This window comes from Arthrobacter sp. Leaf141 (assembly GCF_001424565.1).
In the GTDB taxonomy this organism is placed as follows: domain Bacteria; phylum Actinomycetota; class Actinomycetes; order Actinomycetales; family Micrococcaceae; genus Arthrobacter.
In genome coordinates this window covers 176,731-199,365 of sequence record NZ_LMOL01000002.1, presented here as the reverse complement: position 1 = coordinate 199,365, position 22,635 = coordinate 176,731, and the positions used below count along the sequence as shown (strand labels likewise).

Genomic DNA, 22,635 nt, shown 5'->3' with positions numbered 1-22,635 from the left:
CCCACCGGCGCCCCGACTTAACATGGCGGCAATCACCCCGATATTCAGGTGAAACTGGCCGGCGGGACCATGGTCAGTGTCCCCTCCGGCGTCCGTGGATGCCGGGGCGGGGCACCACCCGGCAGTCCGCAGCCCGCGGCAGTTTCCCCGGGCCGGGCCTGCCGCGAGGAGCACCAGGATGGCGACGCCGTTGAACCAAAGCGTGGCGGACTCCGCGCTCCTCACCCGGTCACTTCCCCTGGGCCTGCTGCGCGCCTTCGTCCAGACGGACGCAGCGGATGACGGACTCACGCCGGCACTGCTTGCCGAACTGAAGGTCCTGGCCCGCGTCCCCGGCCTGCTGGTGGCCTGCAACTACGGCGGCACCCTTTGCGACGCGGAGGGCATTTCCACCGAAACCCTGCCGCTGGGCAGCGCCGCGATCGCGCTGCGCGCCCTGGCCGCGTTGCCCAACACCCACGCCGCTGTCATCTCCGGCCGCTCGCTCCGCGACCTTGCCGCTGTGTCCCGGCTGCCCGCGGAAGTGCACCTGGTGGGCTCCCACGGCGCGGAGTTCGACATGGGTTTCGCGCACGCCCAGACCCTTGCCACGGAAGCCCTCCTCCAGAAGGTCGGCGCCGAACTCAACGAGGCGGTGGGGTTCATGAAAGGCATCTGGATGGAACGCAAACCCGTTGCCGTCTCAGTCCACACCCGGCCGGCCGCCCCGGACGTGGTTTCCGCCGTGACGAAGGCCGCCCGGGAGATCGCCGCCCGGCACGGGCTCGCCTTCATCGTGGACGGCTCGGTGCTGGACCTGTCCATCCTGGAGCCGGCCAAAGCAGACGCGCTGGAGAACCTCCGGTCCCGGCTGGGCGCCAGCGCCGCGATGTTTGCCGGGGACGCCGCCAGCGATGAACTGGCCATGGCAACGCTCCGCGGCCCGGACATGGGCCTGCGGGTGGGCGCCGGGAAGTCGGTGGCCGCGCACCGGCTCCGGGACCCGGAATCCTTTGCCCGCGTGCTGGCCATCCTGTTTGAACTGCGCCGGGCCTGGCTCTTCGGCGAGGACGCCGTGGGCCTGGAACGGCACTCGATGATCGGCAACGGCTCCGTCACGGCCCTGGTCACGCCGGATGCCAAGATCTGCTGGATGAGCCACCCGCTGCCGGATTCAGGCTCCCTGTTCGCCCACATCCTGGGCGGGGACGCCGCCGGCCACTTCACAGTGGCCCCTGTCAAGGCCTCCCAGGTCCTGGGGCAGCGCTATGTGGACAGCACCATGATCGTGGAAACGCGCTGGGCAGACGTCACCGTCACCGACTACCTTGAACCGGCCCCGGACGGCATCACCAGCCTGGTCCGCGTCCTGTCCGGCCATGGCGCCGCCACCATCACCTTCGCCCCCAGGCCTGACTACGCCACCGCCCCTTTCAGCATGGAAGCCCGGGGCGATGAGGTGCACGTGATGGGCACCTCGGAGCCCATCATCCTGCTGGCACCCGGCGTCACGTTCAACATCACCTCCGATGGCCGCCACGCCACCGCCACGGCCGCCGTAAACCTGGCCAACGGGCCCGTGGTGCTGAACCTCCGCTGCGGTGACACCGAGCCGCAACCCGCCGATCCGGCGGGCGAGACCGGCCGCCGGGCCGGCGTAGCGCTGCACGCCCGACAATGGGTGCAGAACCTGGCGCTGCCCGCCGTCAAGCCGTCCCTGGTGCGCCGCTCCGCGCTGGTACTGCGTGCCCTGGTCCACCAGCCAACCGGCGCCGTGCTGGCCGCCCCCACCACGTCCCTGCCGGAGGGCATTGGCGGAACCCGGAACTGGGACTACCGCTACTGCTGGCTGCGGGACGGGTCCATGACCGTCAATGCCCTGGTTGACCTGGGTTCCACCAGTGAGGCCGCAGGATTCCTGGCCTGGCTGGGCCGGATCCTGGCCAACGCCCCAGGCCCCGAGTGGCTCCACCCGCTGTACTCCGTGACGGGCGCGCCGCTGTCCACCGAGGCCGTCATCGACAGCCTGCCCGGATACGCCGGCTCACGGCCGGTCCGGATCGGGAACGCCGCCGACCACCAGGTCCAGCTGGACGTCTTCGGTCCCATCGCCGAGCTGGTGAACAGCCTCAGTGAGCGGGAGGACGCGCTCGCCGATCCCCACTGGGAGCTCCTGGTGCAGATGGCTGCTGCCGTCCTGGCCCGCTGGCATGAGCCGGACCACGGCATCTGGGAAGCCCGCCGGGCCCCGCGCCACCACGTCTACACCAAGGTCATGTGCTGGGTCACCCTGGACCGGGCGCTGCGTACCGCCGAACGCCACGGAAGGGCGCCGAAACCGGAATGGGCTCCTGCCGCTGCGGCCATCAAGGCCGAAGTCCTGCAGGAAGGCTGGGACGCGGCGGCTCAGTCCTACACGGTGGCCTACGACAGCCCGGACCTTGACGCGGCCGTCCTGCACATCGGCCTTTCGGGCCTGCTGGACGTCACGGACCAGCGCTTCCTGGACACCGTCACGGCTGTGGAACGCGAACTGCGGGTGGGGCCCACGGTTTTCCGGTACAGGTACGACGACGGCCTGCCGGGTTTGGAGGGCGGGTTCCACATCTGCACCACCTGGCTGATCGAAGCTTATGTCGCGGTGGGCAGGATCGAAGAGGCCTGGGACCTGTTTGACCAGCTGGTCAACCTGTTCGGGCCCACCGGGCTGCTGCCGGAGGAGTACGACCCCGGCACCGAAACCCACCTGGGCAACCACCCGCAGGCATACTCGCACCTGGGCTTCATCCGCTGCGCCAGGATCCTCGACGCCCACCAGGACCAGCACGGCACCCGGAAACGGCACGACGAGCCCCGCCGGAGCTAGCCGTCAGCGGGACGCGCGGAACATTTCCGGCGCCGGCCGGGTGCCGGTGGCCAGGTCCGCCAGGATCCGGCCGATCGCCGGGGTGAACTTAAAGCCGTGCCCGGAGAAGCCTGCGCCGATGACCACCGGACCGATCCGGTCCAGCACAAAATCCTCATCGGGGGTGCTGGTATAGGTGCAGCTGATGGCCTCGAACGAGTCGGCGTCCACCCCGGGAAGCCAAGCGCGGGCGTAGGACTGCAGGGCGGCCAGCTGCACCGGTTCCGGCAGGAAGTTGCGCCGGTCCGGGTCCACCTCGGGACCCACCCCGTGCCAGCCGGCCTTGATCCCCTCGCCCGGGGTCTGCATGCCGTACACCGGGGAATACCAGTTCGCGTAGGCTGACCCGGCACCCGGGTAGTGGTTGAACCCTGGCCAGAACGCCCCTTCGTCTGCGATGCGGAAGTGCGCGGGCTGTTCCTGCGTGACCCGCAGCCGCGGGAACCGCAGCCCTGCTCCGGACTCCCCGCCCAGCAGCTTCCCGGTCCAGGCGCCGGCCGTAACCACGGCCTGGGCGGCGGTGACCACCTCCGTGCCCGTGGCGGATTCGAGGACCAGCCGGACCCCGTCGGACAGGATCTCCAGGGCAGCCACTCTGGTGTGGTGCCTGATGTCGGCGCCGCGGGCGGCGGCGAGCCGCTGGAAAACCGGGAGAGCCGCATCCGGGTTGAGCTGGCCGCCGTCGGGCATGTGGAGCACCTGCCGGTCGAAGCGGATGCCGCGCCAGCGCTCGGCCGCGGCGTCGGGGGAAAGCATCTCCGCCCGGATGCCGGCCGCCTCCAGCGCCTCCGCCACGGCAGGAAGCCGCGGGTGCGGGCCGTGGCTGGCGATGCCGGTGCGTTCCAGCAGTGTGGTGCCGCTGTCCTGTTCGAGCTCATCCCACAGGGCCAGCGATTCGGCGAGCATGGCGATGTATTCGGGCCGCTCATAGCCGGGATTGAGGTTCCGGGTGGCACCGTGCGAGGCCCCGATCTTGTGCCCCGGGCCGAACTGCTCCACCAGGGTCACCTGGCGGCCCCGCCGGGCCAGCGCCCAGGCGGCGGCGGAGCCCATGGCGCCGCCGCCGATAATGACGGTGTCGAGGATGGTGGACATGGGTTCTCCGGTTCTGGTTCGGTGGGTAAATCCGTTGGGCGCTTAAGGCTCAGGCGAGGAGCAGGGCGACGCCGATCATGGCAGGGACGGCCACTACGGTGGTGATCAGCACGGTGTCCTTGGCCACCGTCAGCCCTGTTTTGTAACGGCTCGCTGCCACGAATACGTTCTGGGCCGTGGGGAGCGCCGAGGTGACCACCACGGCGAACAGGGCATGCCCCTCCATGCCCAGCACAAACCGGGCAAACACGTACGCCAGGGTGGGGTGGACCACCAGCTTGAACGCGCTGGCCAGCAGCGTGTCCACGCGCCGGCCGGCGTCGGCCTGCAGTGGCCGGGTCCCGTTCAGGCTCATGCCGAAGGCGATGAGCATGGCGGGGATCGCGGCCCCACCGATGAGGTGGATTGGTTCCATCACCAGGGCGGGGATCTGTACTCCCGTTCCCGCCACCAGCAGGCCCAATCCCGAGCCGACGATCATGGGGTTGCGCAGGACCATGAGGATGAAGCGAAGGGGAGTGGTGCGGTGCGAGCTGGTGCTCGAATCCAGGATCATCAGGAACAACGGGGTGAAGAAAGCCAGCTGGAAAATGAGCAGCGGCGCCACATAGCTCGCGTCGCCCAGGACGTAGACGGCAATAGGGATGCCCAGGTTGGCCGAGTTGGCCAGCGAGGCCGCCATGGAGGACATCAGGGCTTCCGGCAGGGAGCGCTTGAGCCACAACCTGGCAATGGTGAAAAATATCAGCGCGGTGGCGATGGCGCCCACTGCGGTAACGAGCAGGGGAGCCGCGAAGACCTCCTGCAGGTGCGCTTTGCTCAGGGTTTCGAACAAAAGAGCCGGGCTGGCCACGAAGAAGGTCAGCGAACTGAGGACGTTGCGGGCGTTCTCGCCCAGGATTTTCCGGCGGCCAACAAACCAGCCCACCAGGATGATGGTCCACACCACAAAAAAACCCGCCAGCACGCCTAGCACGGCACGCGCACCGCGGGGCGGAAGGTCAACAGACGGGGGTTCACAACCCCCAGCTAATCAGATTTGAGCCTGAAGGGCGGGTGTGGACGGCGAAAATACCGCCATCCGGACAGGGACTACGCGGGCAGGGCCGAGTTGTCCAGGGCGTACGGCGGCCGCACCAACCCAGGGGTGATGCCCTCGGCGGGGTCGGTGCCCAGCTGGATGATCCTGTTGCCGGCATCCACATGGACCACGCGGGGAGTGTACGCGCGGGCTTCCGCGGAAGTCATTTGGGCGTACGTAATGAGGATAACAACGTCGTTCTCCTGCACCAGGTGCGCTGCCGGGCCGTTGATCCCCAGGACGCCGGAACCGCGCTCGCCGGCGATGGTGTAGGTTTCCAGCCGGGCGCCGTTGGTGACGTCCACGATGGCCACGAGTTCCCCGGGCAGGATGTCGGCAGCGTCAAGCAGGTCCAGGTCAACCGTGACGGAACCTACGTAGTGCAGGTCCGCGTGCGTGACGGTGGCCCGGTGGATTTTGGACTTGAACATTGTTCGATTCATAACGGACCAAGTCTACGCCGGAGCCCAGCCGCGGCGCTGTGACGCAGCCGACAGTGGCGCGCTATGACCCGTCCCTGCCGCTGGCCATCGCCATCGCCCGCCACTTCCACCGCACTGTTGAGGAGATCTTCCATGCAGACTGAACGATTCCCTGGCCAAAACAAGCCGCTGATGGTGGGTCTTTGCCTGACGGGACTCGCGACCGTTGTGGTGGTAGGGCTCCTGCTGCGCGAATACGGGCCCGGCAACATGGGAAATGGCTTCCTGGTGGGTGGTGCGCTGGGGTTGGCCGCGGCAGGCATCGGCGTGTGGCGGGCCATGCGCCGGCCGCAGTCCGTCACCACCTTCGAGTGGGCCTTCGCGCAGACCGGGGATGAACGCGATAACGCCGTCTTCACCAGGGCGCTGGCGGTGATGGGCCCGTTCTCGGTCCTGTTGACCTGCGCCGCCGTGGTGGCGATCGGCCTGGGCGCCCCGGTGGAGGTGGCTCTGGCGGTCCTGCTGTTCACCGAACTACTGACCGGCGCGGTGGCCTTCCAGGTCATCAACAGGCGCAGCTGAGGACCGGCCCGCCCCGGCTGCCACCGCTGCGGCCGCGGCGGCAAGGGTTTCCCGGGCCGCCAGGATGGCCGGCCGCTGGGCGCTGGAGCGGCGGACCGACGTGAAGATGGTCCGGTGCGGCCTGCCGGGGAGCTCCACCAATTGGGCCGTGGTGCCCCGGCCGGTCCACACCAGGTCCGGCATCAGCGCCACGGCGTTGCCCGACTCGATCAGGCGCGCCTGTGCCTGCAGGTCGGCGGTCTCAAAGCGGACGTCCGGTTCGAAGCCGGCGCTGCGGCACGCCTGTTCCGCCCAGTGCCGGGATGCGGCACCCCGCGGTTCCATGACCCAGGCGAGGTCCGCGGTGTCCTCGAGCGAGCGGATGGTGGTTCCGCCGTCGGCCGCCGGTGGAACCGCCAGCCGGATGGCATCCGTGGTGAGCTTCAGCCGGTCCAGTTCCGGATACCTGGGCGCGGCGTGGCCCGGATACTGTTCCGCGATGACCAGGTCAAAATCGCGCGCCCAGGTCTCATGCAGGGCTGTTTCGGGCTCCCGCTGGATCATTTCGATCCGCACCTCCGGGTATGCGGCAGCCATCCGGGTCAGCGTGTCGGGCATCAGGGCCAGGGCTGCCGACTGGAACACGGCGATCCGGACGGTTCCGGTGACGGTGGTCAGGGACGCGGCCAGGTCCGCTTCGGCCTGCTCCATGGTTTCAAGCAGTTGGGCGGTGTGGGCCACCAGGACCTCAGCCTGCGGCGTCAGCTGGACCCGGCGGCCGGTCTTGCGCAGGAGCTCAACCCCCACTTCCTTCTCCAGCAGGGCCAGCTGCTGGGATACCGACGACGGGCTGTACTGCAGGGCCTCCGCCACCTCAGCAAGCGTCCCCCGGATGCTCAGCTCCCGGAGGAGCCGCAGCCTGCGGACATCAAGCATGGAATTCCTTATCGAATCTAATGAATATCGGTTAGAAGTAGTCACTTTATCTAACGGAAGCCGCTGTGCATACTGTTGGAACCCAGTTACCCCCGTCACAGCCATCTCCGGGCGCCGCGTCGGGGTCGCACCCCAAGCAGGAGTAATCCATGACCAGCAAAGACCTGAGCCAGTCGATCATGCGGCGCAAGCCCATTGACGACATCGAAGAAGAGAGTAAACACAGCGGCCTTTTCAAGTCCCTGGGCCTGTGGCAGCTCACGGCCATCGGCGTCGGCGGCATCATCGGCGTGGGTATCTTCTCCCTCGCCGGACTGGTGGCAGCCGGCAGCGAAGGAACACCAGGGGTGGGGCCCGCGGTGCTTATTTCCTTCCTGATTGCCGGCCTCGCGTCCGCGGCGGCTGCCCTCTCCTACGCGGAATTCGCCGGCATGATTCCGCGGGCCGGCTCGGCCTACACCTACGGTTATGTGGCCCTGGGCGAAGTCATCGGCTGGTTCATCGGCTGGGACCTGCTGCTGGAGTACATCGCGATCGTGGCGGTGGTGGCCATCGGGATCTCCGGCTACCTTGAGGCCTTCCTCTCCGGCATCGGCGTCCACATGCCCGTCTGGATGACCTCCACCGCGGACGAGGGCAAGGGCGGGCTCATCAACCTCCCTGCCATCCTCGTGTGCCTCCTGGTCACCTGGATCCTGTCCCGCGGCACCAAGGCGTTCGGCCGATTCGAACTGGTGGCCGTGGCCATCAAGGTCATCCTCATCCTCTTCATCATTGGCCTGGGCGTCTTCTACATCGACACCAACAACTACAACCCGTTTATGCCCAGCGGCTTCGGCCCGGTCCTGGCCGGTTCCGCCACGGTGTTCTTCGCCGTCTTTGGCTACGACGCCATGAGCACCGCCGCCGAAGAGGCCAAGGACGGCAAAAAGCACATGCCCAAGGCCATCATCCTGTCGCTGATCGTGGCCATGCTGCTCTACGTTGCCGCCACCCTGGTGCTGACCGGCATGCAGAACTGGAAGGACATCGACCCCAAGGCCGGCTTTGCCTCCGCCTTCACCGGTGTGGGGCTGCCGGTGATCGCCACCATCATCTCCGTGTTCGCGGTGCTGTCCATCCTGACCGTGATGCTCACGTTCCTCCTGGGCGTCACCCGCGTCTGGTTCGCCATGAGCCGCGACGGTCTCCTTCCCGGCTGGTTTGCCAAGACGGACCGCCACGGCACCCCGCAGCGCGTCACCTGGATCGCGGGTGTCGCCTCGGCCTTCCTGGCCGGCGTTTTCCCCATCAAGGAAGTGGCCGACCTGACCAACATCGGCATCCTGGCCGCCTTTGTGGTGGTCTGCCTCTCGGTGATCATCTTCCGCTACAAGCGCCCGGATGCCCCACGCACCTTCCGCCTGCCGCTGATGCCGCTGGTTCCCGCCTTCGGCGTCCTGGCCTCGGCCTTCCTGATGTTCCAGCTGCACTGGGAAACCTGGGTGCGGTTCGGCGTCTGGCTGGTCATCGGCCTGGTGATCTACTTCGCCTACGGCCGGCGCAACTCGCTGATGAACCCCAACAGTCCGCGCCGCCACGAAGCCGTAGGGGCCCGCCCCGCCGACTGACCTGGCCCCCTCCCGCCTTGTCCCACTCCCTCCCCGTTGCCCTATCACTTATGGTCCCCAAACGCCGCGTTTGGGGACCATAAGTGATAGGGCAATGCTGGGTTAACGGGGCGAAAAAAGAGTTGGCTTTTCTAACCTGTATTGCTTAGAAAAGATCGCTTTATCTTATGTGAGCGCGAGCCCATACTGGTGGAAAGAGACTCCTCACCACCTCAGAAAGAACGGGGCAAACCATGACCCACCTCGCAATGGAACCGGCAGCGACTGCGCAGCATGTCGACGTCGACGTGCAGCAGGCGAAGGGACTCGCCACCGAGGCCATCGCGTTGGTCCGGCACTGGCTGACGGAAGCCGCGAAGGTCCCCGTTGACGCGTCAGCCCAGCAGTTGGCCGGTGTCCTGAAAGACCCCAACGGCCTCGAATTCACCGTGGGATTCGTGGACGGCGTGGTCCGGCCCGAGGACCTGCAGGTGGCAGCACGCAACCTCGCAGCACTGGCCCCCAAGGTGCCGGCCTTCCTGCCGTGGTACATGCGAAGCGCCGTTCACCTGGGCGGCACCATGGCCCCGATCCTGCCGCAGGTGGTGATCCCCGTGGCCCGCAAGGTGCTGCGCGAAATGGTGGGCCACCTGATCGTGGACGCCACGGATGCCAAACTGGGCCCGGCCATCGCCAAAATCCGCAAGGACGGCATCAAGCTCAACGTGAACCTGCTGGGCGAGGCAGTCCTGGGCGAGCACGAGGCCTCCCGCCGGCTCGAAGGCACCCATACGCTCCTGGCCCGTCCCGACGTCGACTACGTCTCCATCAAGGTTTCGTCCACCGTTGCACCGCACTCCGCCTGGGCCTTCGACGAGGCCGTGGAGCACGTGGTGGAAAAACTCACCCCGCTCTTTGCCCGTGCCGCCTCCTTTGCCGGCCCCGGGACCAAAGCCAAGTTCATCAACCTGGACATGGAGGAGTACAAGGACCTGGACATGACCATCGCGGTGTTCACCCGGATCCTGGACAAGCCCGAATTCAAGGACCTGGAAGCCGGCATTGTGCTCCAGGCCTACCTGCCGGACGCACTGTCCGCCATGATCCGGCTCCAGGGCTGGGCGGCGGGACGGCGGGCCGCCGGCGGCGCCGCCATCAAGGTCCGCGTGGTCAAGGGCGCCAACCTGCCCATGGAACAGGTGGAATCCTCACTGCACGATTGGCCGCTGGCCACCTGGGGCAGCAAGCAGGACTCCGACACCAGCTACAAGAGCGTCATTAACTATTCGCTGCACCCGGACCGGATCCACAACATCCGCATCGGCGTGGCCGGCCACAACCTCTTCGACATCGCCTTCGCCTGGCTGCTGGCCAAGCAGCGCGGTGTCGAGGCCGGCATCGAATTCGAGATGCTGCTGGGCATGGCCCAGGGCCAGGCCGAAGCCGTCAAGAAGGACGTGGGCTCCCTCCTGCTCTACACCCCGGTGGTGCACCCTGCCGAGTTCGACGTGGCCATCGCCTACCTGATCCGCCGGCTGGAGGAGGGTGCCAGCCAGGACAACTTTATGTCTGCCGTCTTCGAACTGAGCGACAACGAAGTGCTGTTCGAACGCGAAAAGCAGCGCTTCCTGGCTTCCCTGGACACCCTGGATGAGACCGTTCCGCCGCCTAACCGCCGCCAGGACCGCAACGCGGCCCCCGCGCCCGCGCCCCGCGACGGGTTCGACAACACTCCCGACACTGACCCGTCGCTGCCCGCCAACCGAACCTGGGGCCGCAGCATCCTGGCCAGGGTTGAAGGTTCCACCCTGGGCAACGCAGCGGTACAGGCGGCAACCATCACGGATGAGGCCGCCCTCAACACCGTGATCGGCACCGCCGTCGAAAAGGGCAAGGCCTGGGGCGCGCTGTCCGGCGCCGAACGCGCCGAGATCCTGCACCGCGCCGGCGACGTCCTCGAGGCCCGCCGCGCCGACCTGCTCGAGGTGATGGCCAGCGAGACCGGCAAAACCATCGACCAGGGCGACCCCGAGATCAGCGAGGCGGTGGACTTCGCGCACTACTACGCCGAGTCAGCCCGGAAACTGGAAACGGTCGACGGCGCCACGTTCGTCCCAGCCAGGCTCACCGTGGTCACCCCGCCCTGGAACTTCCCGGTGGCCATTCCCGCCGGCTCCACCCTCGCGGCCCTCGCCGCCGGCTCCGCCGTGGTGATCAAGCCCGCCAAGCAGGCCGCCCGCAGCGGCGCCGTGATGGTCGAGGCCCTCTGGGAGGCAGGCGTTCCCCGGGATGTCCTGGCCATGGTCCAGATGGGCGAGCGGGAACTCGGCCGGCAGCTCATCTCCCACCCGGACGTGGACCGCGTGATCCTCACCGGCGGGTACGAAACCGCTGAACTGTTCCGCGGTTTCCGGCAGGACCTGCCGCTGCTGGCGGAAACCAGCGGCAAAAACGCCATCATCGTCACCCCCAGTGCAGACCTGGACCTGGCGGCCAAGGACGTGGCGTACTCCGCGTTCGGGCACGCCGGGCAGAAATGCTCCGCCGCGTCACTGGTGATCCTGGTGGGCTCCGTGGCCAAGTCCAAGCGGTTCCACAACCAGCTGATCGACGCGGTTTCCTCGTTGAAGGTTGGCTACCCGCAGGACCCCACCAGCCAGATGGGGCCCATCATCGAACCGGCCGGCGGGAAGCTGCTGGCTGCCCTCACCTCCCTGGGCGACGGTGAAAACTGGGCCGTCGAGCCGCGGAAGCTGGACGGGACCGGCCGGCTCTGGAGCCCGGGTGTGCGCTACGGCGTCAAGCGCGGCTCCTACTTCCACCTCACCGAGTTCTTCGGCCCCGTCCTGGGCGTGATGACGGCGGATACCCTGGGCGAAGCCATCGCCATCCAAAACCAGATTGAATACGGCCTCACGGCGGGCCTGCACTCCCTGAACCCCGACGAGCTGGGCACCTGGCTGGATTCCATTGAGGCCGGCAACCTTTACGTGAACCGCGGCATCACCGGCGCCATCGTCCAGCGCCAGCCCTTCGGCGGCTGGAAGAAATCCGCCGTTGGCGCCGGCACCAAGGCAGGCGGACCGAACTACTTGGCCGGCCTGGGCACCTGGACCCCGGCCACCGGCACCGCCACGGCCGACATCAGCCACCCGGGCGTGCGCCGGATCATCAACGCAGCCAGTGCCGCTCTTGCCCCGGCCGAGCTGGAGTCCGTCAACCGGGCCCTGGCGTCCGACGCCGAGGCCTGGGCCAACGAGTTCGGCACTGCCAGGGATGTCTCCGGCCTCAGCGCGGAACGGAACATCTTCCGCTACCGCAGCCTCCCGGTGACCATCCGCCTCTCAGAAGGTGCGCCGCTGGCTGACCTGGTGCGGACCGCGGCCGCCGGAGTCCTGGCGGGCTCCGCGGTTACAGTGTCCACCGCCGTCGAGCTTCCGGCGCAGCTGCGCCCTGTCTTCACCGCGCTGAACATAGGCGTTGTGGTGGAGTCCGACGCCGGCTGGCTGGCTTCGGTGGGCCTGCTCGCCGCGTCCGGCAAGCTGACCAGCGCCCGGATCCGCCTGATTGGCGGCGACTCGGCTGCCCTGGCTGCGGCCACCGGCGGCCGGCCCGACGTCGCCGTCTACTCCCACCCGGTCACGGAAGCCGGACGCGTGGAACTGCTGCCGTTCCTCCACGAGCAGGCCATCAGCATCACCGCGCACCGGTTCGGCACCCCGAACCACATCTCGGCAGGCCTGATCTAGGCTTCGGCAGCGTCCAAACCGGCACAAGCCGGGCCGCCCCGTTGAAGGGGGCGGCCCGGCTTTGCCGGTTAACGCCGGCCGCGGTTCAGCCCAGGTACCAGCCGGGCGGCGTCCAGGCGGCCGGGACACTGTGGGCGGAAAAATCCTCGCAGCGCGTGCAGGTGTAGGCCACCTCGCCGAGGACAGCGATGCTGCCGTCGCGCCGGTAAGAGGGCGGGATAAAGGACTCAAGGTAGATGAATTCGTCGGTGCGGCACTTGTCACAGGTCGGCTTGCCCACATAGGCGTTGTCTGTGGTGGGGTACCTGGTGCCGGTCGCGGCCGGGCGGGCGGCGTGCCGGAGCGCGGCGTGCGGGCGCGCATGCGCCTGGCTGGGCTGGATGTTCCTGGCGGTCGTCATTGGCTGCCTGTCCCGGGCGCGGAAGCGAACAGGTGCGCGCGCCCGTAGTGCTGGAGGGCCGCTGCTTGACCATGGAAAGCCCAGCATATGCCAGCAAGCCCGTGCCATCAATGGATTTCCCACTTCAAGGGGTCAGGCCTGCCGGTTGATGGTCCTGCCCACGATCGAGGACGTCAGTGCATCGATCACTTCCGAGTTGGCCAGTGGATTGCGGATCAGCGTGAAGTCCACGTCCCCCACGGCGGGAAGGTCGAAGCGGCGGGTGATGATTTTCAGGTCCCCTGGCACCAGCGAGGACGGCATTACCGCGACGCCGATGCCTGCCCGGACTGCCGCCAGGACGCCGCTGATCTGCCGTGTTGTGCAGGTGATACGCCACGTCCGGCCGTGGGCCTCAAGCGCATCGATGGCGAGCTTGCGGCTCAGGCTGGGGGAGGGATAGGCGATCAGCGGAACCGGGGCGCCGGGCTCAAGAACAGTCTGCTCCAGGCCCACCCAGGAAAAGGAATCATGCTGGACCACCGTGCCGTCCTTGGCTCCGGCCACCCATTTCACGAAGACAAGGTCCAGTTGGCCGGCGTTGAGTTTCCGGTACAGCTGGTCGCTCTGGCCCACAGTGAGTTCCAGGTTGATCTGGGGGTAGATCTGGCGGAACTCCCGCAGGATCCGCGGCAGACCCGTAATGGCTAGGTCGTCAGCCGTACCGAACCGGAGCCGGCCGCGCATGGCGGAGCCGGAAAAATAACGCGCCGCCGCATCGTGGGCCGACAGGATGTTGCGGGCAAAACCGGCCATCGCGTCCCCGTTGTCCGTCAGCCTGACATCGCGGGTGTCACGGCTGATCAGGACCCGTTTAGCGGCCGTTTCCAGCTTCCGGATGTGCTGGCTGATGGTGGGCTGGGCCAGGCCAAGGCGCTCGGCGGCCTTGGTGAAGCTCAGGGTCTCGGCGACTGCCAGGAAGGACCGCAGCTGTGCGGGTTCAAACATGGGACGGCTCCGGGGAAGGTGGCTTGGCTGAGGTATTGCGGATCGCAATACTAGTTATAGGGACAATACGTCTCCATAATCGCTGTTGCCAGCCTAACGTTAAGGGCATTCCCACCCGCACGCTATCCGAGGATATTTCCGTGGCACCCCCACCGCCGTCGCAGGCAACCGTCGCCCAGCCCGTCATCGATTCCGCAGCAGCCGCTCCGCCGGCGGACCGGACCCAGCCGATTCCGGTTGTAGCTGAACGGCTGCCCTGGCGGCATACGTTCATTTCGCTGCAGGTGCCCAACTTCCGCATCTTCGCCGTTGGCCACTTCATCGCCGTGATAGCCATCTGGATGCAACGGATCGCGCAGGACTGGCTGGTGCTGGAGCTCTCCGGTTCGGTCACCGCCGTCGGCTTCACCGTGGCCCTCCAGTTCCTGCCCTCACTCCTGCTGGGCCCCTGGGGCGGCATGATCGCCGACCGGTTCGCCAAACGGAAAATCCTGATCCTGTGCCAAAGCATGGCAGCAGTCCTCGCGGCTGCGCTGGCCGCACTGGCACTGACCGGCGCCATCGCCGTGTGGCACGTCTACGTGATTGCGCTGGTCCTGGGCCTGGTGACAGTCCTCGACCAGCCGGCCCGGCAGGTTTTTGTCAACGAACTGGTGGGCCCGAAGTACCTCCGCAACGCCATCAGCGTCAACTCCACCACGTTCCAGCTGGGCGGCCTGATCGGCCCCGCGCTGGCCGGGCTGCTCCTGACTGCCGTGGGTGCCGGCTGGGCCTTCGCCGCCAATGCTGTGGCCTGCTGCTCCACGGTGGCCATGCTCCTGGTGCTCCGCAAGGACCAGTTGTTTGTCAGCGCGCCGGCACCCAAGAGCAAGGGAATGCTCCGGCAGGGCCTTCGGTACGCGTTGAGCAAGCCCACCATCTACTGGCCGTGGCTGATGGCCGGCTTTGTTGCCGTGTTTGCCATGAGCCTGCCCGTGATCCTGGCCGCCTTCGCCGACCACGTTTATAACATCGGCGCCGGCGGCTACGGACTCCTCAACGCACTGGTGGCGCTCGGTGCCCTGGTCGGCGCGGTTGCCTCCACCCGGCGGCGGCAGCTGCGGCTGCGGTCGGTGGTGTTTTGCGCCGGAATGTACGGTGCCATGCTGTGCCTCGCGGCGCTGATGCCATCCATGGTGTGGTTCGGCGCCGTGATGGTCCTCTCCGGGTTCTGGTGCCTGATGTTCCTGACCGGCTCCAACCAATTGGTCCAGATCAGCTCCAACATGGGTATCCGCGGCCGTGTGATGAGCCTGTACATCATGGTCCTCATCGGCGGCCAGGCCCTGGGCGGGCCGATGCTCGGCTGGATCGCCGAACATGCGGATCCGCACGTGGCGTTGCTGGTTTCCGGCGGCGTGCCGGCGCTCGCCGCCCTGACGGTCGCGATTGTGCTCGCCAGGAAGGGCTCACTGCACCTGAAGGTGGATGTTCGGGACCGGCGCCGGCCGGTCCGGATCGTGGACCGGCCGGCGGCCACGTAGCCCTACCCCTCGGGTTTGCCCACCCAGGCGAATGCGGCCACCACCAGCGCCGAAATGCCGGCGTCGAGCGTGGGGCGGATGACGGGGGCAAAATGCGGGGAGTGGTTGGACGGAATGGTGGACGCGACCGTCCCGTCCTGCACCGCCTTGCCGTAAACCACGGGATCGGTGCCGCCCAGCAGCCAGTAAACGAGGGGAGCCCCGGCGGCTGTGGCGAGGGTGCCCACGTCCTCACTGCCGGTGACGGGGCCGGGGTCGACGGCGCCACCCAGCTCCGCGGCGAACGCTTCCCGCACGCGGGCCGTGGCGTCGTGGTTGTTGACCACCACGGGGAAGTGTTCCCCGGCGGTGATCGCCGGCGGCAGGGGAGCGCCGGAAGCCGCCGCCTCACCGTTGATGATGCGGGTAATCCCGCTGATCATCCGCTCCCGGACCGCCGGATCCGCGGTCCGCATACTGATGCCCAGCTGGGCTTCTTCGGGAATGATGTTGTCCTTGGTGCCGGCGTGGAGCTGGCCGACGGTCAGGACGGCTGTCTCGTTGCCGCCGATTTCGCGGGATACCAGCGCCTGCAGCCGCATGATGGTGGCCGCGGCCATCACCACAGGATCAACGGTGGTTTCCGGCCGGGAGCCATGGCCGCTGCGGCCGAACAGCGTCACCGAGAAGCTGTCGGACCCGGCGAAGGCAGGTCCGGCATGCACGCCCAGCGCACCGGCGGGGAACGGGGCCACATGCTGTCCCAGGACAACGTCCGGCACCGGGAAACGGTCAAAGAGGCCGTCCGCCACCATGTCCCGGGCGCCGGCGCCGGTTTCTTCGGCCGGTTGGAACACCGCCACGATGGTTCCGGCCCAGGCCGGCCGATGGGCGCTGAACAGGGTGGCCGCGCCGAGGAGGCAGGTGACGTGGACGTCGTGGCCGCACGCGTGCATTACGGGAACATCGGCCCCCGTGGGCCCGGTGCCGCGCGCGGTGCTGGCGTAGCCCAATCCGGACTTCTCCAGGACGGGAAGGCCGTCCATGTCCGCACGGAGCATCACTGTGGGTCCGTCGCCGTTCCGCAGGACACCCACGACGCCGGTCCCGCCCACTCCGGCGTGGACCTCCCAGCCCAGCCCGGTGAGCCGTTCGGCCACGATTCCTGCCGTTCGGACTTCGGCGCCGGAGAGTTCGGGATGCCGGTGCAGATCCTCGTAAACTCCGGTGAGGTCCTGTGCCAACCCTGCAACGTCGTCCAAAACCTTTGTCATGCCAGTCCTTACTTCCGGGTTCGCTTGCCTTGCGACCCTACGCCCGCAGGCTGGCGAAGGCCGGGCCGAAGGCTGGGCGTTCACCGATCGCAAAACCGCCGTCGGAAAAGGTAAAAGTGTGGCCTTGCCCGCGCCGGCCGGTCCGGATCGTGGACCAGCCGGCGGCCGGGGCCCAGGGTCAGGGCTGCGCGGCGGGGGCGGCCTGGTTCCTGGCGGCGTGCGGATAGTCCGCCTCCCGCTGCTGGAACTTGAGCACGTCCTTGTTGAGGATCACGCCGGCGCGGATTTCGATGGCCCGTGCCAGGGTTTCGTTGCGGTCCCATTCCGCCGGGCCGCTGATCACAGGCTCGAGGAACGGCAGCAGGGCCTGGCTGATCTCCCAGCTGGAGGAATTCCAGAGGTACGACGGGCTGTGGTCCACCGCGTAGTAGTTGATGTGGTCGCCCACCGTGAACATGGGCTCGGCGAAGGTGGTGGAACGGGCCCAGCTGAACCCCATGCCGTCATCGCAGGAGACGTCCACAATCAGGCTGCCCGGGCTGAACGCCGCGAGGTCTTCCGTCCGGAGATAGGTCAGCGGATTGTTCGGATCCTGCAGCGTGCAGTTGACCACGATGTCGCTTTCGGCCAGGAACGGCGCCAGCGGCAGCCGGCCCCGGTCGGTGATGACCTGGCTCAGGAAGGGCGCTTCGTCGTCGTGGTCGAACTGCACGATGTTCACCGAGTGGATCGGGGCGCCCACAGCCGCAATTCCGCGGTTGGTGAGGACCTTGACGTCGTGGACGCCGTGGGCGTTCAGCGCGGTCACGGCGCCCCGTGCGGTGGCGCCGAACCCGATCACCACGGCACTGAGCCGGCGGCCGTAGTCGCCGGTGGAACCGGTGAGCGAGAGTGCGTGCAGCACCGAGCAGTAGCCGGCCAGTTCGTTGTTTTTATGGAACACGTGCAGGCCAAAACCGCCGTCGCTGGCCCAGTGGTTCATGGCCTCAAACGCGATCAGCGTCAGTTTTTTGTCGATTGCCAGTTGGGTGATGGCCCGGTCCTGGACACAGTGCGGCCATCCCCACAGGACCTGGCCGTCACGCAGTTCCGCCAGATCTTCGGGTTGCGGTTTGGGCAGCAGCACAACGTCGGCCTCCGCCAGCAGCCTCTCCCGTGACACCATTTTGCCCACGAGGGTAGCTAAGTGCGCATCGCCGACGCCGAACCGTTCGCCGTAGCCGTGTTCCAGGATGATGTGTTCGCGCAGTTCCGGGGCGATCCGCTCGAAATGGAGGGGATGGATGGGCAAGCGGCGTTCGTCGGGTTTGCGCGTGGAGGCCAGGACGCCCAGGCTCAGCCGGGTCTGTTGGCCGCTCACTTCTTTTTGGCTGCCTTGCCGGGGGTGGTCTCGATGGAGCTGGCCGGCGCAGAGGCGGCCTTCTTGTCTGCGCGCTTTTCCTTGATGGACTTGCCGGATTTTTTGGATGCTGCTTGACGCGGGGACTTCTCAGCCATTTGTGCTCCTGTAGCGGAACCGAATAGGTTCCTGGCTTCTGACCCTACACGGGCGGACCTAATGGCCGGCTGGCGGGCATACGGCGGCAGGTGACCCGCGCTGCCGGGCCGGGTGCCGGCGTCGTCCGTGGTGCCGGTGAAGGCGGGAAGATTGGAGCGGCTGACGGGAATCGAACCCGCGTATCAAGCTTGGGAAGCTAGCGCTCTACCATTGAGCTACAGCCGCAATGCCGCCGCCTCAGCGGGGCAGAACTTAGCTTAGCGCAGATGTCGGGCCCCGGCCGCCCATGCCTTCCCGCCGTGTCACGGGCTGCGCGTCATCTGCGTAACTCTTCCATAACGTCCCCTGCTGCAGGTGGAACGGGCACCGCGGCGCTGGTTAACCTGAAGCGGTAGCTGCGGCGTCGGGGGACGCAGCCAGTCAACAGCCAGGCACGCATCGATCACGGGAAGTATCCATGGCAACCGCAGAACATGAGGTCCTCATCAGGCGCGATGCGATGGCCGTGTACCTGTACCTGCTGGACGTGACCAACCTTCCGGTGTGGCGCGACGGCGTCCGGAGCGTCGCCCTGCTGAAAGGTTCCGAGGGCACCAAAGGCACCGTGTACCGGCAGATGGTGGCCGGGCGGTCCGGGCTGAGTATTCCGGCCGAACTGGAGATTACCGAGGCCAGGCCGGGGGCCGAGATCCAGTTCCGGATCACGTCTGGTCCCGCGCTCCGCCTGGGCGGCTACTTCCTCAGCACCGAAACGGCCGGCACGCGGGTCCGGTGCGCACTCGAAGCTCCGCCCGAAGGCCGGTTCGGGTTCCTGAACCGGTCTGCTTTCCGGAGCAGGCTGCTCCAGCGCAGCCTTCGCTCCGAGGTGGCGCAACTGGAAAACCTCCGGGCAGTGATGGAGCTCCAGCCGGCCGCTTAGCTGCTGCCCTACTGGGCCAGCCGGTGTCCTGCCCACGGGCCGGGAATGTTGGACGGTGATGCGAGGCGGCCCGCGCTGACATCCCAGAACTGGACAACATCACCTGAGCGTTTGAGCGCCAGTCCCGTGGAATTGGTGCCGGTTACTCCGCGCAGGGGCCTGATCCCGGTGACGTCCTGCCACCCCGCCGCGATCACGGGCCTGGCCTCCGCGCGCAGCGCCGGGGTTCCCCAGCCGCGGTAGAGCCTGGCGGTGCCGTCGTTTGCGACCGCGACCAGGTCCTGGAAGCCGTCGCCGTCGAAATCAACCATTGACAGTTTCCGGGCGGGGTTGATCGTGGCCACCAGGGTCCTGGCCGAGAGGTCGCCCAGGCCCTTGTTGGGATAAAGGAAAACATTCCCGGCCGTGTCCTGGGCGAGGATCTGGGGCAGCCGGTTATTGGCACACCAGCCACCCACCGCGAGCGACAAGGTGTTCCATCCGCCGCTGCCCACTGTCACGGCGGCGCGAAAGCCGCCTGCCTGGATGCCCTGGTGCACGGTCAGGTTGCCGTTGGTCCACTGGACCAGCAGGTCGTAGGCGCCGTCACGGTTCCAGTCCGTGACAAAGACGTCCTTGGCACCGCCGAATCCCGTACCGATGGTCTTGGCCGCGCCGTAGGACCTGGCGCCGTTCGATGCCCGGTTGACCAATTGCCCCGATGCGTTGACGCTGACCAGGTCTCCAGGGCCTTTGATGGCCGCAGCGGACAGGTTGAGGGTGGGCGGCATCTGCTTGCCCGGCGCGTCGCACATGGTGGGCGCAGGAGCAGGAAGCGGCGGTGTGACGGCGGCGCCGCCCGGGCTGTTGGTGGTTCCGGCCGGAAGCGTGGTGTAGCCGAAGAAGTTCACCACGCCCCAGATTCGGTACTGCCGGTCCGTGTAGGTGATCCCGGCGCCCATAACGTTGAAGCGTGGATCGAGCAGCATGGCGTTGTGGCCGGGGGAGCCTTTCCACCACTCCACCAGCTGCGCGGCATCCCGGTCCGTACGGATTGCAATCACTTCACCCGCGCCGTTGTTGGGGTTCATGGCCCGCGGATCGGTCCAGAAGTTTGCCCGGTGCTCGATGACCTCCCGGGAAGCGATGTTGTTGGACCATTCCTGGGCCAACCCGGCAACGGTGGCGTGGTATTTCAACGGGTTCAGGCCACGCGAAACACGGTATTCATTGATTTTTGTGAAGACCGTGAGGATCGCGGCTGCGTTGCTGTCCGGGACCAGTGACTCGGTTTGCAGGCTCCTGGCTGTGGCCTCGGGAGCTGCGCGGCGCTGGGCCTGGTTCGCGGCGAGCTCCTCGTCCGGTGCCCAGAGCGGGCCGATGGACGGGACAACCGGCTCGGCTGCGGGTTTTGGGGCCGGGACCGGGTTGGTTGCCGGCTTAGCAGCCGGCTGGGGCGCGGCCGGTTGGGCCGGGGCCGCCGGAACGGACGCGGGAGCCAGCGCCGTGTGTGGGGTGTCCGGAGCTGACGCCTCCGGGTCCGGAGCGTCCACCGCGGGAAGGACCGGCACCGAAAGGTCGGGTGCCAAGGGGGCAGGTGCCGCAGCGTCCGTTTCTCCGGCCGGGGCAGTTTCCGGAGCGTCGACCGTCAATGCTGCGGGAGCGGGCTGTGCCGCCGTGCCCGTCAGGCTGCCGGGTTCCAGCCCCGCCGTCGACCCGGCCGGGGCGTCCTGCGCCTGGACCTGGCCGCCGGTGCCGGGGCCGGCGTCGAGCTGCGCGGCGGAGAGGCCTGCAGACGACGAAACGAGCGCAAGGGCGCAGAAAGCGCCAACAATTGAAGGCGCAAAGAATTTATTCACTATTTTCCCCAGCTAAATTGGGCCATCCGGGAGACCATCCGGCGCCTGAGATCCTGAGGCAACATTAGCCGCGCCGTGCAGCAGGAACAATGCATACGGTAATTTGGGATCGTGCTGATCTCTGACCGCGACATACGTGCCGAAATAGACTCCCAGCGGATTGTGCTGGAACCGTACGATCCCGCAATGATCCAGCCGTCCTCAGTGGACGTCCGGATTGACAGGTTCTTCCGGCTTTTCGACAACCACAAGTACGCGCACATTGATCCGGCCGAGGAACAGCCGGAGCTCACGCGCCTGGTGGAAGTGGAGCAGGGCGAGGCATTTATCCTGCACCCGGGCGAGTTCGTGCTGGGCTCCACCTACGAAACGGTGACGCTGCCGGATGACATCGCCGCCCGCCTGGAAGGCAAGTCTTCCCTGGGCCGGCTTGGGCTGCTGACGCACTCCACCGCAGGCTTCATCGATCCCGGGTTCTCCGGCCACGTGACCCTGGAACTCTCCAACATGGCAACCCTGCCCGTCAAACTGTGGCCCGGTATGAAAATCGGCCAGCTCTGCTTCTTCCGGCTGACGTCCGCAGCGGAGCACCCCTACGGTTCCGGCGAATACGGCAACCGCTACCAGGGCCAGCGCGGTCCCACCGCCAGCCGCAGCCACCTGAACTTCCACCGCACGGACATTTAGGACCCGGCCGGGTCCGGCGCCGGCTTCCGCTACGCCTTGGCGGCGACGCGGGGACCGCCCAGGATGGCCTTCATCAAAGGTTCCACAAAGCGGGCGGCCAGCGGTCCCACCACGGCCATGATCAGCACATACGCGGTGGCCAGGGCCGCGAGCTCGTCCGGGACGGCGCCTGAAGTGACCGCGAGCCCGGCGATGACGATGGAGAACTCACCACGGGCAATAAGGGCTGCCCCGGCCCGGAACCGGCCGGGCCGGGCGATGCCCGCCCTTTTGGCTGCCCAGATGCCGGTGACCATCTTGGTGGCTGCGGTGACAAGTGCCAGCGCCAGCGCCCATCCCAGCACCGGCGGGATGGACGTGGGATCGGTGTTCAGCCCGAAGGCCACAAAGAAGATGGCGGCAAACAGGTCCCGGAGCGGCTCAAGGATCCGGGTGGCGTTATGGGCGGTGGCTCCGGAGATGGCGATGCCCAGCATAAAGGCGCCCACCGCCGCGGAAACCTGCATGGCCGAGGCGACGCCGGCCACCAGCAGCGCGGCCCCCAGCACGTTGAGCAGGAACACCTCGGAGTTCTCGCTGTGCACCGCCTTGGATACGTGGTGCCCGTGGCGCAGCGCCACCACAAGGACGAAGGTGACCACCGCCAGGGCGATGCCCACGGTGGTCAGGCCGCCCAGGAAGCTGACGCCAGCCAGGGTGGCGGTCAGGATGGGCAGGTACACGGCCATGGCCAGGTCCTCGAACACCAGGATGGACAGCACCACCGGCGTCTCGCGGTTGCCCAGCCGGCCCAGGTCAGTGATCACCTTGGCGGCGATGCCGGACGAGGAGATGTAGGTGACGCCGCCCATCACCATGGCGCCTACGCCGCCCCACCCCAGCAGCAGGGCCAAGGCGGCGCCCGGCAGGAAGTTCAGGACCAGGTCAAGGACGCCGGCCTGCCAGGACCTGCGCAGGCCGGTGAAAAGCTCGGCCGCCGTATATTCCAGTCCGAGCATAAGCAGCAGCAGGATCACGCCGATTTCGCCGGAAAGGTGGGCGAACTCGTGCATGCCGTCGAGTTTGATGACGCCGCCGGCACCGAAGGCGAGGCCGCCCAAGAGGTACAGCGGGATGGGTGACATTCCGATCCGTCCGGCCAGCCGGGCCAGCAGGCCCAGGCAGAACACAACGGCCCCCAGTTCAATGAGGGTCAGGGCCAGCGGGTCCACCG

At 67.4% G+C, this 22,635-nt stretch carries 18 protein-coding genes and 1 tRNA gene; 7 read left to right on the top strand and 12 right to left on the bottom strand.

Features of this window, described 5'->3' with window-relative positions; translation table 11 throughout:
• Positions 1 to 178 precede the first annotated feature (178 nt).
• Positions 179 to 2,845, top strand: coding sequence for a trehalase-like domain-containing protein (locus ASF72_RS01140; RefSeq protein WP_056595770.1), 2,667 nt, complete (start codon positions 179 to 181; stop codon positions 2,843 to 2,845).
• A gap of 3 nt (positions 2,846 to 2,848) precedes the next feature.
• Here the strand turns inward: ASF72_RS01140 and ASF72_RS01135 are convergent, their stop codons facing one another.
• From ASF72_RS01135 to panD, 3 genes are all read right to left on the bottom strand, one after another.
• Positions 2,849 to 3,979 (bottom strand): FAD-dependent oxidoreductase, encoded by a 1,131-nt coding sequence (locus tag ASF72_RS01135; protein ID WP_056595767.1) that lies wholly within the window; start codon positions 3,977 to 3,979, stop codon positions 2,849 to 2,851.
• Between the two features lie 49 nt (positions 3,980 to 4,028).
• The gene (locus tag ASF72_RS01130; protein WP_056595764.1) at positions 4,029 to 4,955 is read right to left on the bottom strand and encodes an AEC family transporter; all 927 of its coding nucleotides are present in this window, start codon (positions 4,953 to 4,955) and stop codon (positions 4,029 to 4,031) included.
• A gap of 116 nt (positions 4,956 to 5,071) precedes the next feature.
• Positions 5,072 to 5,503, bottom strand: a complete 432-nt coding sequence (panD, locus tag ASF72_RS01125) for an aspartate 1-decarboxylase (RefSeq protein ID WP_197273551.1) — start codon at positions 5,501 to 5,503, stop codon at positions 5,072 to 5,074.
• Positions 5,504 to 5,635: 132 nt separating this feature from the next.
• Between panD and ASF72_RS01115 the strand changes: the two genes are divergently transcribed.
• Positions 5,636 to 6,064, top strand: a complete 429-nt coding sequence (locus tag ASF72_RS01115) for a hypothetical protein (RefSeq protein ID WP_056595761.1) — start codon at positions 5,636 to 5,638, stop codon at positions 6,062 to 6,064.
• On the opposite strand, the gene ASF72_RS01110 is transcribed toward ASF72_RS01115, so the two are convergent.
• Positions 6,017 to 6,979 carry a LysR substrate-binding domain-containing protein gene (locus ASF72_RS01110; protein ID WP_050685278.1) on the bottom strand — a complete coding sequence of 321 codons (963 nt, stop codon included), beginning with the start codon at positions 6,977 to 6,979 and terminating at the stop codon, positions 6,017 to 6,019. The genes ASF72_RS01115 and ASF72_RS01110 overlap by 48 nt on opposite strands.
• 149 nt (positions 6,980 to 7,128) lie before the next feature.
• Here ASF72_RS01110 and ASF72_RS01105 point away from each other — a divergent pair, with 149 nt between their 5' ends.
• Together ASF72_RS01105 and ASF72_RS01100 are read left to right on the top strand one after the other, a co-directional pair.
• Complete coding sequence (locus ASF72_RS01105; RefSeq protein ID WP_050685277.1) at positions 7,129 to 8,589, top strand: amino acid permease; 1,461 nt, start codon at positions 7,129 to 7,131, stop codon at positions 8,587 to 8,589.
• Positions 8,590 to 8,822: 233 nt separating this feature from the next.
• Positions 8,823 to 12,317: a bifunctional proline dehydrogenase/L-glutamate gamma-semialdehyde dehydrogenase gene (locus ASF72_RS01100; protein WP_056595758.1), complete on the top strand. Its 3,495-nt coding sequence runs from the start codon at positions 8,823 to 8,825 to the stop codon at positions 12,315 to 12,317.
• Between the two features lie 85 nt (positions 12,318 to 12,402).
• Here the strand turns inward: ASF72_RS01100 and ASF72_RS01095 are convergent, their stop codons facing one another.
• Both ASF72_RS01095 and ASF72_RS01090 read right to left on the bottom strand, forming a co-directional pair.
• Positions 12,403 to 12,717 (bottom strand): hypothetical protein, encoded by a 315-nt coding sequence (locus ASF72_RS01095; RefSeq protein WP_056595755.1) that lies wholly within the window; start codon positions 12,715 to 12,717, stop codon positions 12,403 to 12,405.
• 132 nt (positions 12,718 to 12,849) lie between these two features.
• On the bottom strand, positions 12,850 to 13,704 hold the full coding sequence (locus ASF72_RS01090) for a LysR family transcriptional regulator (protein WP_050685274.1): 855 nt from the start codon (positions 13,702 to 13,704) through the stop codon (positions 12,850 to 12,852).
• 140 nt (positions 13,705 to 13,844) lie between these two features.
• Between ASF72_RS01090 and ASF72_RS01085 the strand changes: the two genes are divergently transcribed.
• Complete coding sequence (locus ASF72_RS01085; protein WP_050685273.1) at positions 13,845 to 15,227, top strand: MFS transporter; 1,383 nt, start codon at positions 13,845 to 13,847, stop codon at positions 15,225 to 15,227.
• Between the two features lie 2 nt (positions 15,228 to 15,229).
• On the opposite strand, the gene ASF72_RS01080 is transcribed toward ASF72_RS01085, so the two are convergent.
• From ASF72_RS01080 to ASF72_RS01070, 4 genes are all read right to left on the bottom strand, one after another.
• Positions 15,230 to 16,480 (bottom strand): amidohydrolase, encoded by a 1,251-nt coding sequence (locus ASF72_RS01080; RefSeq protein WP_056595752.1) that lies wholly within the window; start codon positions 16,478 to 16,480, stop codon positions 15,230 to 15,232.
• Positions 16,481 to 16,658: 178 nt separating this feature from the next.
• A complete protein-coding gene (locus ASF72_RS01075) occupies positions 16,659 to 17,840 on the bottom strand; it encodes a N(5)-(carboxyethyl)ornithine synthase (RefSeq protein WP_050685271.1) in 1,182 nt (393 codons plus the stop codon).
• Positions 17,837 to 17,977: a hypothetical protein gene (locus ASF72_RS20670; RefSeq protein ID WP_164468834.1), complete on the bottom strand. Its 141-nt coding sequence runs from the start codon at positions 17,975 to 17,977 to the stop codon at positions 17,837 to 17,839. The genes ASF72_RS01075 and ASF72_RS20670 overlap by 4 nt, the downstream gene beginning before the upstream one ends.
• Positions 17,978 to 18,129: 152 nt before the next feature.
• A tRNA-Gly gene (locus ASF72_RS01070) sits at positions 18,130 to 18,203 on the bottom strand.
• 232 nt (positions 18,204 to 18,435) lie between these two features.
• Here ASF72_RS01070 and ASF72_RS01065 point away from each other — a divergent pair.
• On the top strand, positions 18,436 to 18,897 hold the full coding sequence (locus ASF72_RS01065) for an SRPBCC family protein (protein WP_056595750.1): 462 nt from the start codon (positions 18,436 to 18,438) through the stop codon (positions 18,895 to 18,897).
• An 8-nt stretch (positions 18,898 to 18,905) separates the two neighbouring features.
• Here ASF72_RS01065 and ASF72_RS19885 read toward each other — a convergent pair whose 3' ends face one another.
• Complete coding sequence (locus ASF72_RS19885) at positions 18,906 to 20,735, bottom strand: CAP domain-containing protein (protein ID WP_082483891.1); 1,830 nt, start codon at positions 20,733 to 20,735, stop codon at positions 18,906 to 18,908.
• A gap of 111 nt (positions 20,736 to 20,846) precedes the next feature.
• On the opposite strand from ASF72_RS19885, the gene dcd reads away from it, so the two are divergent.
• Positions 20,847 to 21,422, top strand: a complete 576-nt coding sequence (gene dcd, locus ASF72_RS01055; protein WP_056595747.1) for a dCTP deaminase — start codon at positions 20,847 to 20,849, stop codon at positions 21,420 to 21,422.
• A 29-nt stretch (positions 21,423 to 21,451) separates the two neighbouring features.
• On the opposite strand, the gene ASF72_RS01050 is transcribed toward dcd, so the two are convergent.
• Positions 21,452 to 22,633 (bottom strand): cation:proton antiporter, encoded by a 1,182-nt coding sequence (locus ASF72_RS01050; protein WP_050685268.1) that lies wholly within the window; start codon positions 22,631 to 22,633, stop codon positions 21,452 to 21,454.
• Between the last annotated feature and the right edge of the window lie 2 nt (positions 22,634 to 22,635).